This is a genomic window from Aquirufa echingensis (assembly GCF_042714525.1).
Classification (GTDB): Bacteria; Bacteroidota; Bacteroidia; order Cytophagales; family Spirosomataceae; genus Aquirufa; species Aquirufa echingensis.
Genome location: NZ_JBBKYA010000004.1, coordinates 218,983 through 231,834 on the forward strand (window position 1 = coordinate 218,983; position 12,852 = coordinate 231,834).

The 12,852-nt window shown below is 41.3% G+C and carries 5 protein-coding genes; 3 read left to right on the forward strand and 2 right to left on the reverse strand.

What is annotated here, in order from left to right; translation table 11 throughout:
- The first annotated feature begins 483 nt into the window (after positions 1-483).
- The 3 genes from SKC38_RS08975 to SKC38_RS08985 all read left to right on the forward strand — a co-directional run bounded on the left by SKC38_RS08975 (position 484) and on the right by SKC38_RS08985 (position 9,081).
- Complete coding sequence (locus tag SKC38_RS08975) at positions 484-3,720, forward strand: SusC/RagA family TonB-linked outer membrane protein (protein ID WP_377976803.1); 3,237 nt, start codon at positions 484-486, stop codon at positions 3,718-3,720.
- A 32-nt stretch (positions 3,721-3,752) separates the two neighbouring features.
- Complete coding sequence (locus tag SKC38_RS08980) at positions 3,753-5,516, forward strand: RagB/SusD family nutrient uptake outer membrane protein (protein WP_377976804.1); 1,764 nt, start codon at positions 3,753-3,755, stop codon at positions 5,514-5,516.
- Between the two features lie 79 nt (positions 5,517-5,595).
- Positions 5,596-9,081 (forward strand): VCBS repeat-containing protein, encoded by a 3,486-nt coding sequence (locus SKC38_RS08985; RefSeq protein WP_377976805.1) that lies wholly within the window; start codon positions 5,596-5,598, stop codon positions 9,079-9,081.
- Here SKC38_RS08985 and SKC38_RS08990 read toward each other — a convergent pair.
- Entirely contained in the window at positions 9,070-10,545 is a 1,476-nt protein-coding gene (locus SKC38_RS08990; protein WP_377976806.1) for an FG-GAP repeat domain-containing protein, read from the reverse strand. The genes SKC38_RS08985 and SKC38_RS08990 overlap by 12 nt on opposite strands.
- A gap of 8 nt (positions 10,546-10,553) precedes the next feature.
- The gene (locus SKC38_RS08995; RefSeq protein WP_377976807.1) at positions 10,554-12,851 is read right to left on the reverse strand and encodes a penicillin-binding protein 1A; all 2,298 of its coding nucleotides are present in this window, start codon (positions 12,849-12,851) and stop codon (positions 10,554-10,556) included.
- Position 12,852: the final 1 nt, after the last annotated feature.

Below are 12,852 nucleotides of genomic sequence, written 5' to 3' on the forward strand. Positions count from 1 at the left end.
TTGGATTTTTTAGGCAATTGTAAAATTTAGACAAAGCGCAGATTATGGACTGTTTGTAGGACTATTAGCCGATTTGGTCGCAGGTTTAGTAATCGTTTACATCGTGGTTTTTCGGTTTTTTGAATTTTCTATTGTATTTATATGATAAAATAAATGACTCAAAAGGTGCTTTTGCGGAATAAATGACATTTTTGCTTCAAAAAGTGAAAAAATATCAAGAAAATACTTGCAAGAGTTCGGGGGTTTATACATATTTGAGAGATTGGAACAGCATAGAACAGTTGTGATATTGTATGATTCCGATAAAATGAAAGATTAACTTCTAAACCTATTTATTGTATTATTTAAAGAAGAACTTTTAAACCTATTTTAACTTATAAATGAAGCTATTGTTAACTTAAAAAAGAAAGGAGACCAATTATTGAAGCAAAAACCAGATTAAAAACTATTAAATCTTATTTAGAAAACTAATTAAAACGTATTATGAAAAACAATTTTTACCAAAGTCTTCGAAGCTTCTTATTGCTCGCGATTGTGATGCTAGGGAGTTTTTCGTCATTTGCGCAGGATCGTAAGGTAACTGGTAAAGTTACGGATGCGAACTCTGAAGGTATTCCAGGTGTAAGTGTTGCTGTAAAAGGAACAAACACGGGTGCTACTACTGATGCTAATGGTGCATTTACGGTTACAGTAAAATCGGGTAACGCTGTCTTGAACATTTCAGCAGTAGGTTACAAAACAAAATCTGTTTCAGTTGGGTCTCAATCTTCTATCTCAGTTTCTTTGGATGAAGATGTAAGCCAATTGAGTGAGGTAATCGTAACAGGTTACTCAGTAACAAACAAGAAGGAGTCTACAGCGGCAGCTTCGATCGTTAAAGCGGCAGATTTGCAAATTGCGCCAACGGGTAACGTTGAGCAAATGTTGCAAGGTCGTGTATCAGGGGTAACTTTGATTACAAACGGTCAGCCAGGAACTAACTCAATCATTCGTGTACGTGGTTTTGGTGCCTTTGGTGGTAACGAGCCATTATATGTAGTGGATGGGGTTCCGGTAGGTTCTACTGATTTCTTATCTCCAGATGATATCGAGTCTACAACTGTATTGAAAGATGCGGCTGCGGCTTCTATCTATGGTGCTCGTGCTGCCAATGGTGTAATCGTATATACGACTAAGCAAGGTTCACGTGGCAAGAAAGCTTTGAACATTACTTATAATGGAATGTACGGTGCTACAGATCCAAACGTGGCAGGTGCTCCTAAAATGTTGACTCCACAAGAGCAAGCAGATTGGACACATGTGGCATACCGTAACAATGCGGCAGCAAATGGAACTGCGGTTGCTTACACGCACCCACAATATGGTTCATCTGCACAAGCAGTTATTCCTACTTATTTGCATGCAAATGGTGCGAACGGGGTGAATAACATTGATTTGGCTGCTATTCAAGCGGCAAAAGCTGCAAACCCAGAAGGTGTTTTCTTGATTAAATCAAACTTAGCAGGTACTAACTGGTACGATGAGATTACTCGTTTAGGAGCAACTCAACGTCACTCATTAGGTATCTCAGGTGGTACTGAAGCTGGACGTTTCTACTTAGGATTGTCAGGCCAAAAACAAGATGGTATCTTGATTCAAAATGACTTTGCTCGTTATTCTGCACGTTTTAACTCTGAATTTAACTTGGGTAAAAAAGTGAAGATTGGAGAGAACTTGCAATTCACTTACCGTTCGGTACGTGGTCAAGCAGGTGGTAATAATGGTTTAGGTGTTGCTGGTGATGAGTCAGTAATCTTATCTGCTTACCGTATGCCTACTGTTATTCCTGTATTTGATGAATTTGGTGCTTATGCATCTACAAAGGCTGCAGGTTTTAACAACCCTCGTAACCCAGTTCGTCAGATTGTATTGAATAACTCGAATGATAATAACTACAATGCGAATGCAGTGGGTAATATCTATGTTGATTATGAGCCAATCAAAGACTTGACATTACGTACAAGTATTGGTGGTCAATACAATGCATCTGCTTATAAGAACTATAACTATCGTTATATTGGCGATTCAGAGCCTGAGGCATCTAACTCATTCTCAGAAGGTCAAGCTTATTCATTTGCTTGGGTAATGACAAATACTGCTAACTACAAATTTAACTGGAGAAAGCACGGATTTAAAGTGTTAGCTGGTTTAGAGGCATTGAATACAGGATATGGTCGTTCAATCAACGGTTCAGGTATCAACCCATTCTCAATGGACTTGGATTTCGTAACGATGAGCTCGGTACAATCGCCAGTAGTTAACTCTAACTTATTCTCAGGTGTAAATTTCTACTCTGTATTTGGGAAGTTAGATTACAACTTTAATGAGAAGTATTACTTTACTGGAGTTGTTCGTCGTGACGGATCATCTCGTTTCGGTTCTGAGAATCGTTATGGTATTTTCCCTGCATTCTCTGCAGCTTGGCGTGTGACATCGGAAGAATTTATGAAGGATCTTCCTGCAATCACAGATTTGAAAATCCGTGGTGGTTGGGGTACAATGGGTAACTCAAACAACGTAGACCCAGCTAACCAGTACTCTTTATATGCTGCTAACCGTGGTAACTCATTCTATGCAATTGATGGTCAATCATCAGGAGCAAACGAAGGATACTACCGTTCTCGTATCGGTAACCCTGCTGCGAAATGGGAAACTGCTGTAACATCTAACGTCGGTATCGATGCGACCTTGTTAAACGGTAAGTGGGAAGTAGTATTTGATATCTGGAGAAAAGATACAGAGGATTTGTTATTCAACGTGCCACTTCCGGCTGTTGTTGGATCTGCTGCTTCTGCGCCTTCAGTTAACGTAGCGAAAATGCGTAACCAAGGTATTGATATGCAAATTATCAACCGTGGTAACTTGACTTCTGACATTAAGTATGATTTGACATTTAACAACTCATTCTTGAAAAATGAAATCGTAGCATTTGCTCCAGGTATTACGAACTTAGTAGGTGGTGCATTCCGTGGAATTACGCCAATTCGTATGGAAGTAGGTCGTTCTTTATCTTCATTCTATGGTTACCAAGTAATGGGATACTTCAACTCAGCTGCTGAGGTTGCTTCTGCTCCAGAACAATCAGGTAAAGGAGTTGGTCGTTTCCGTTATGCGGATATCAACGGAGATGGCAAGATTACTCCTGCTGACCGTACTTACTTAGGTTCTCCAGTACCTACTTATACAGGTGGTGTGAACGTAGGTTTGACTTACAAAGATTTTGACTTGAACATGTACCTATATGCTTCTGCTGGTAACAAAATTTGGAACCAATCGAAGTGGTTTACTGACTTCTACGGAACATTCGAAGGATCAGGAAAAGGAGAGCGTGCGAAGAAATCTTGGACTCCAGCTTTAGGAAACGCTGCTGAGGCTCCAATTTGGGAATCTGCATCGAACATCTCTACTTCAGCTGCTGAGAACTCTTGGTACGTAGAAGATGGTGATTACATCCGTTTACAAAATATCTCATTAGGCTATAAATTACCTAAGAATGTTATTTCTAAAATCGGTGTAAAGAGTGCTAAGTTGACATTATCGGCTAACAACTTGTTTACTTTAACTAAGTACAAGGGCTTAGATCCAGGTGTTGGTGGAGCTGCTGATACAAGCTTTGGTATTGACGTAGGTAACTACCCAGTTACGCGTTCATTCAACGCTTCGATCAACTTGAATTTCTAATTTAGCGAAAGCCAATTTTTAAAATTAAGAACATGAAAAAATATCAGATTTTAAAGCGATTAAGTTTAGTTAGTGCGTCAGCATTTATGTTGACATTCGCTTGTAAGGATCAGTTTTTAGAAGTGCCGCCAACAGCTTCATTAGCTCAAGCGCAGTTATCTTCTAAGGCTGGTGTTGAGGGTGCCTTGATTGGTACTTATGCGCAGTTAGCCGCTAAAGGGTTCTCTCGTTTAGCTGCACCTACAAACTGGGTGTGGGGTTCTATTCGTGGAGGTGAGAGTAACAAGGGTACTGACCCAGGAGATTACTCAAACATCAACGTAATGCAACGTTATGAGGTTTCTCCTACTGACGGTGACTTGAACTCTACTTGGCAAGCAAAATACGAAGGTATTGCACGTGCGAATGCGACGATCAACTTAGCAAATGGTTCGAAAGAATTATCTGCTTCGGATAAGACGCGCGTTATTGCTGAGGCTCGTTTCTTACGTGGTCACTTCTATTTTGAGTTGAAGCGTTTATTCGGTTCTGCTCCTTATGTAGATGAGACAATGGATTACGGTAAGGGTATCGAGAAAGTTGTTTCGACTTCCGACTTATATCCAAAGATCGAAGCTGACATGAAGTTTGCTTATGACAACTTGCCAGAGACTTCGTCTTCAGCGGGTCGTGCAAACAAATGGGCTGCAGGTGCTTACCTTGGAAAAGTTTATTTGTATCAAGGCAATAAAATGGGTGAGGCTAAAGCAATCTTCACTACAGTTATCGCGAACGGTAAAACTACGAATGGTAAGAAATACGGCTTAGTTTCTAAGTTTGCTGAAATCTTCAATGCGGAGAATGACAACAACGAAGAGGCTGTATTTGCGATTCAATCGTCTATGAATACAGGTAACGTGAACAACGCGAATGGATTCGATGATTTGAACTACCCATATAACACAGGTGCTGATGGTCCTGGTAACTGCTGTGGATTCTTCCAACCATCTTTCTCGATGGCGAATGCTTACCGTGTTAGTGCAGATGGTCTACCTTTGTTAGGCGAGCAAGCTGATGGTACTCCAGATTATAACTTAGCTGCTAACGCAGTGAAGAATGACTATGGTGTAGCATCTTCTGCAGCATTTACTGAAGATGCAGATCCATTAGATCCACGTATTGACCACACAATCGGTCGTCGTGGTATCCAATACTTAGACTGGATCGAGCACCCAGGTGCTGGTTGGATTCGTTCCCAGCCTTACGCTGGTCCGTATTCACCTAAGAAGTACATCTACTACAAGCGTCAAGAGAATACATTAACTGATGGTTCTTCTTGGACTCGTGGTTATGCTACGATGAACTTCAACATCATCCGTTTCGCGGACGTATTGTTGATGGCTGCTGAGGCTGAAATCGAAGCAGGTAGCTTGGCTACTGCTTTAGGTTACATCAACCAAGTTCGTTCTCGTGCTGCAAATCCAGCAGGATTTGTTAAAAACGCGAAAACAGGTGCTAACGAAGCTAACTACGTAATCTCTACGTATTCTTCTTTAGGCGACCAAGCAAGCGCTCGTAAGATCGTTCGTATGGAGCGTTTATTAGAATTAGCAACTGAAGGTCACCGTTTCTTCGACTTAGTTCGTTGGGGTAATGCAAACAAAACTTTGAATGCATACTTGAAATACGAGTCTAAGTGGTTAGTAACGAAATTTGGTGGTGCATCTTACCAAGATACTGATGCATTATTGCCAATTCCTCAAGCACAAATTGATATTCAAGGTACTTCTGTATTGAAGCAAAACCCTGGTTATTAATCGTTTGATTTTAGTTTTAAAAAGGTGGGGAGAAGTCCCCACCTTTTTTTATTTTAGTAGTTCAAAGTTTAACATCAATATGTACAAGCGTTTATTATCTGCCTTCATTATTTTATGCCTTTTTGCTGCCTGCAAAAACAAAACTACTTTTGAACAACTTTCCGGTGACGATACCGGTATTCATTTTTCAAATACAATCGCTGAAAACGATACCCTGAATATTTTGAAGTATGAATACCTATACAATGGAAGTGGGGTTGGAATGGGTGATTTTAATCAAGACGGCTTACTCGATTTATTCTTTTCTGGTAGCCAAGCTAATGGAACTTTATACCTCAATAAGGGTCAAATGAAGTTCGAAGATATTTCAAAATCCGCTGGAATCGATACGAAGAATCGTTGGTGCTCTGGTGTATCGGTTGTCGATATCAACGGCGATGGCTTGTTGGACATCTATGTTTCTGCCACCATGAAAATGTCGATTCATGATCGTGAAAATATGCTCTTTGTTAATCAAGGCGTTAAAAATGGTATTCCATCCTTCAAAGAAATGGGTGCTGAGTATGGTGTGAATGACGCGGGTCATAGCGAACATACGGCTTTCTTCGATTACGATAGAGATGGTGATTTAGATATGTATGTGCTGACAGATGTGATCGATCAATTCCCTTCTTTATACCGTGCTAAGGTTAAGGATGGATCTTATCCGAATACCGACCGACTATACCGCAACGATTGGTCCGAAGAAAAAGGACATCCCGTTTATACGAATGTGTCAAAAGAAGCTGGTATTACCATTGAAGGATATGGTTTAGGCATCAACATTTGTGATATTAATCAAGACAATTGGCCTGATATCTACGTGACAAATGACTATGTATCCGATGATATTTTATACATCAATAACCATGATGGAACCTTCACCGACCAAGCCAAAACCTATTTCAAACATACCAGCTTAAGCGCCATGGGGAATGACGTAGCCGACATCAACAATGACGGCTTGCAAGATATTGTAGCTTTAGATATGCTGCCAAAGGATAATGAACGCAAGAAGCAATTAGCTCCCCCCAACAGCTATCAAGCATACCAAAATTCTGATTTGTTCGGATATACGTATCAATACATGCGCAATACCTTGCAAATTAATGCGGGGAAAAACGAAGCAGGTCAGGCTTTGCCATTTCAAGAAGTCAGTCTTTTAGCGGGTGTTTCCGAAACAGAATGGAGTTGGTGTCCTTCTTTGGCAGATTTCGATAATGATGGTTACCGCGATTTATTAATTACCAATGGTTTTCCGCGCGATGTCACGGATCGCGATTTTATGTCCTATCGGGCTGATGCGCAGCAGTTAGCCTCCGATGCCGTTTTGCTTGAGCAAATGCCTGTTATTAAGGTTAAAAATTATGCCTTCAAAAATAAAGGCGGATTGAAATTCGAGGATGTTAGTTCTGCCTGGGGAATTACTGTTCCTTCATTCTCCAATGGTGCCGCCTATGGCGACTTGGATAATGATGGAGACCTCGATTATGTCGTGAATAATATCAATGATGAAGCTTTTGTCTATAAAAATAACACGATGGAAGAAACGCCTGAAAAGGGTCGGTATTTGCGTGTGGGCTTTGAAGGTAAAGGCTTGAATAAAGGTGGACTAGGGGCTCGAATCGAAGGGGTATTTGTCGATGGGACTCATTTCTATTATGAGAATAATCCTTATCGGGGTTATTTGTCAAGTGTTGAACCTGTCGCGCACATCGGGCTTGGCGCTAAACAGAAAATTAAAGAGTTGCGGATTATTTGGCCAAATGATTCCATGCAAGTCATTACGAATCCTGGGAATAATCAAATAATTAAGGCCTCAATTGCAAAAGCTAATTTGCCATATAAGTCCTTGTTTACGCAAACTCCGAGTTTGTTTAGTGATATCAGTGACCATGTTCAATTGACCGACATTCACAAGGAAATGGATTTTATCGATTTTAATTTCCAAAGTACAACACCACACAAAATGTCCCAATTGGGACCAGGGGCGTCTGTGGGAGATGTGAATGGCGATGGTCGGGAAGATTTATTTGTGGGTGGAGCCAAATTTTATTCGGGAATATTCTACCTCCAACAAGCAAATGGAACTTTTACGCGTAAGTTTTTGGAGGGGGCGCATGACGCGCCTAAGAAATTGGGGGAGGACTTAGGAAGCTTGTTAGTTGACATGGACCAAGATGGAGATTTAGACCTCTATGTTGCACGAGGAGGAACCGAGGAGAAAATAGGTTCAAATAGCTCTCAAGATGTCATCTACATGAATGATGGTAAAGGTAATTTTAGCTTACAGCTTGCGGCTTTGCCTGTATTTACTGAAAGCAATTCTGCCGTTCGTGCGGCCGATGTAGACCATGATGGCGATTTAGATTTATTCGTCAGCGGTCGAAATGTACCATTTCAATACCCGAAAGGTACGGTATCGCGCTTGTTGCGGAATGACTCCAAGCCCGGGTCTATCCATTTCGTTGACGTGACGAAATCATTGGCTCCTGAGCTATTACAAGAAGCTATGCTATGCGATGCGGTTTGGACGGATTACAATCAAGACGGATGGCAAGATTTAGTTGTGGCTGGGGAGTTTATGCCTATTCAAATTTTTCAAAACACAAAAGGGCATTTGAAGAAGTTGGCCGATACAGGTTTGGAGCAGGCAACTGGTTTATGGGGTTCGATTATTTCGGCCGATTTTGACCAAGATGGAGACATGGATTTTGTAGCGGGGAATATGGGTAAAAACACCTTGCTTCGCGCAAACGCAAAACAACCGGTTGAGGTATTGCATGGAGATTTAGATGGCAATGGTGTTTATGATGTATTTCCTTTTGTTTACTTCCAAAATGCGTCAGGTACTTACGTTTCTGCTCCCTTGTTTGGGAAAGATGATACACACAAACAAATGAATTCGACTCGCCCTCGTTTCGTTTATTACAAGGATTTTGGTAAGGTAACGCAGGAAACGTTTTTGAATGATTCCGAAAAGAAGAAAGCGAATAAACTGACGCTGACTGAAAATGCTTCCATGTACATCGAGAATAAGGGACAAGGTAAATTCGAACTGCACGAATTGCCCGTGATGGCACAAGTCTCAGCGATGAACGGTATGCAAGTGATAGATGTGAATGCAGACGGTTACTTAGATATCTTGTACATCGGGAATAATTATGGCAACGAAGTGTCAATGGGTCGCTACGATGCTTCAAGTGGAGGTGTATTGCTCGGAGGCCCTAATGGATTTACTTACCGAAACCAATCGGGACTATTTGTTCCAGGAGATGCCAAAGCTTTGGTAGGTATTCAAATCGGGAATGAATTAGACTATGTAGCCTTGCAGAATAGAGGCGCCATGAAGGTTTTTAAACCAAAAGGGTCTTATGTGAAGGCTGCTGTTAAATCAGGCGCAGATTATACTTATAGCTTCAAAGGACATAAGCAAAAGATTGCCTGGACTTTTGGCTCATCGTATTTGAGCCAGAGCGGTCAATCGCAGGCCTTCATCCCTGCGGGAGCCAAATTAATGCAATAGATTTTTGATGTAATGCATTTGAAGGCCAGGAGGTATTTTATCTCCTGGTTTTCTTTTGCCAAATTGATAATTTCCTAAAAGAATATCCAAATCTCCATCCTTGTCTACATCGCCGGCATCCATCACAATGTAATGCGCTCCTTCCGGAACACCTAGGTTACTAACTTTGAAAGTCATGTTTCCCTTATTTTGGAAATAAAGAAATCCTTCATTTTTCCCTTGGTCATTTTCCGCAAAAAAGGCAATCATTGCCAAGTCTAGATCGCCATCTTGATCAAAGTCGCGCGCGACAGTTTTGGAAGCACCATAAGCTGGGAAGAAGTACGATTCTTTGAAATTATTTCTTCCATCATTCAAGTAAATGTGAACGCCATGAAACGCTTTCTTTGAGTAAGAATAGTCGGCATTATCCCCATTTGAAACGATGATATCTGCATGTCCATCCTTGTTCAAGTCGGCAACCTCCATGTAACTACTGCCAAATACGGCATCAAATTGTAAAAGGGGCTTTTCAATAAATAAGCCTTTGCCTTTGTTGATAAACAGCGAGACTCCTTCGCGGGCCTGAGCCGTTAATACCATGATATCAGGTTTTCCTTCACCCGTAAAGTCCCTAATGACGACATTGCGTGCTCCTGCCTGTATTTTCAGGGGATGGATGCTTTTGTTTTTTCCATCTACCCAAATTAATTGACCTTGTTCAAAGCCATATTCACAAAGCACATAATCCAGTACGCCATCTTCGTTTAAATCTGAGACTTGTAAATCTACCGGACGCTTAAGCGAATCCAAAATAACCTGAGTTTGATTGTCTTGTAATTCGTGCAGGGTACCTAGTTTTTGGTCATTGGGGTACATTTTGCCTATTCCTGTTAAGAATGTTCGGGTTCCAACAAACTGCGTGGACACATTGGCACTACGTGTGGCAATTTGTTTTCCCGCCTTTAGATTTTTATCTAAAATAACAGTCTGATGTGTTCGCATACCCACCCAAACTTCCGGTTTTGTTGGGTGTATTTTAATGGAGGTAACTCCGGCAATTACATCATTGGGGGTAATGTATTCTTTAACCTCAAAATGAAAAGGTTCGACTGAAATTGGTTCTTTTTTCTTCTGCGGAATGGCTTTCGCTGGCGCATTGCGTGTGTAATAATTAACAATGGCTTGCCAATCTTCTTGTGAGATGCTGGGTGTTTCCGGGTAAATATTCAATTGCATTGCGCTTTGAAATTGCTCATCTGATATACGAGTCATTAATTCAAAACGATTGCCTAAACCCAAACGATAGGACATTTCAGGTAATACCCCTGTTTCCCATGTCTTTTTATCTAAGAGGCTTGGATCTGGAAATTTATGGCAGGAAGCACATGTTTTTTTCGCAATCGCTTCTTCCTTCTCCTCTTGGGTTTGTTGGCAACTGATTAAAAGTACACTAAGTAGGCAAATGTATAAAAGGGATTTCATCTCAAATATTAAGGAGCTATAGTCGCTGTGGAATCAACGGCAACACGGCCATTGCAGCTAAAGTCAAAGGCAAAGTTTTCTGGTTTGATAAAAGGCATTTTTCGATACCCTTCGATGGCAAGTGTTTGATCCGCATAAACTTTTTCCATGAATTTAGCATAAGCTGGCATGGCCATTTTGGCACCTTGACCTAAAGCCAAACTACGGAAGTGAATGCTTCGGTCATCACCGCCTACCCAGACACCGGCAACCAATTTTTGTGTGACACCCATGAACCAGCCATCCGAATAATTCGATGTAGTACCGGTTTTGGCACCAATCTCATTTCCTGCTACGATGGAAGTTCTTTTCAAGCCTTCCGCGGTTCCGCCTGGTTCTTGTACGGCACCTTGAAGCATATAGGTCATCAAATAGGCCGTTTCAGGCTTAATTGCAGCTTTCACTGGGGGCGAGTATTCACGCAATACATTTCCCACTTTGTCGGTAATCCGTAACACTAAGATTGGATCAATTTTTTCCCCGCCATTAGCTAATGTACTATAGCCCGATACTTGTTCGAATAAAGAAACTTCAGACGCTCCCAAACATAAAGAGGGTACTTCATGTAATGGACTTTCAATTCCGCATTTATGCGCGAATTCTGCAATCTTATCGGGTCCCAATTGTTTCATCAATTTCGCCGAAATGGAGTTGATGGATAATCCCATCGCCCGACGCATCTTCATGTTTTGATAGCTGTATTTACCGTCCGAGTTTTGAGGTGTCCACGTTCCACCACTTAATCCATCTTCCTCGCCAAATGTCACAGGTTCATCCACCAATTCATCGCAAGGTGTCACGATTTCATTTTCAATGGCCGCGCCATAAACGAAGGGTTTAAAGGTAGAGCCGGGTTGGCGTTTACTTTGCGAAATGTGGTCAAATTTGAAGTATTTATAATTTATTCCCCCAATCCATGCTTTTACATGACCATTCATCGGATCCATCGCCATCATCCCGCAATTCAAAATGCGTTTATAATAGTTCAACGAATCCATCGGACTCAAAGTCGTATCCTTGTCGCCAACCCAAGTAAATACCGTCATTTTAATCGGGCGTCTTAATTCTTCCCAAACTTTAAACTCATCGTTGTTATAAGCAGTCATCAAGTCTCGATAACGTTGCGTACGCTTCATCGCATCTTTCAAGAAACCTTTTATTTCCTTCATCTCCTCGTTGACCCAAGGATTTCTGCCTCGCCAATGATCATAAAATAGCTTCTGCTCCGCGCGCATGTGCTCCTGCACAGATTCCTCTGCATATTTTTGCATACGAGAATCAATACTCGTGTAAATACGCAATCCGCTCGTGTAAAGATTTAATTGTTGGTCTTCCGGCCGATCTTGGTTTAACTCTTTAATGGCCGACAAAACCTGTTGGCGTATCGCTTCTCTGAAATAGGGTGCTGCCCCAGTGTTTTGATTCTCAACTCGGTAATGTAAATTCAAGTCCTCTGCCTGAAGTTTTGGTAAATCTTCTTCGGTGATGAATTCGTATTTGGCCAATTGACCTAAAACTACATTCCGTCGTTCCAACGTGCGTTCGGGCCGTACACGAGGATCATACAGGGAAGGGTTTTGAAGTAAACCAATCAGCGTTGCTGCTTCGGTTAGACTGACGTCCTTGAGTTCTTTTTGGAAATAGGTTCTACAGGCAACTTGAATTCCGTAAGCATTGTTACCAAAACTCACTTCGTTCAAGTACATCGCCATGATTTCTTGTTTCGTGTAGCGACGTTCTAAGCGGATGGCTAAAATCCATTCTTTTACTTTAGCAACAACTGTTCTCACCCCATCAATTTTCATCAATAATCCCATATACACGGGATCATCTTCACCAAATTCCATCGAACGCGTATGAAACAAATTTTTTGCCAATTGCTGTGAAATGGTACTCCCGCCGCCAGAAGTTCCTAAGGTAAACACCACGCGAAACATGGAACGAATATCAATCCCCGAGTGTGCGGTAAATCGCGCATCTTCCGTTGAAATAAGCGTGTGAACAATGTTATCAGGTAATTCCTCAAACTCTAATGGATTTCGATTTTCCCTAAAATACTTGCCTATTTCTTGGCCATCTTCTGAAATAATGAGCGATGCTACCTGGCTTTTGGGATTTTCTAATTCATACAAACTCGGCATGCCTCCAAACAACCACAAGAAATTGTAATTGACGGCAACGATGAGTAAGATGATTCCTAGGGTTGAGCCTAGAAAGAATCGGTATAAGAATCGAATGATTTTTTCGTATTTCCCAGTTTCAAACATG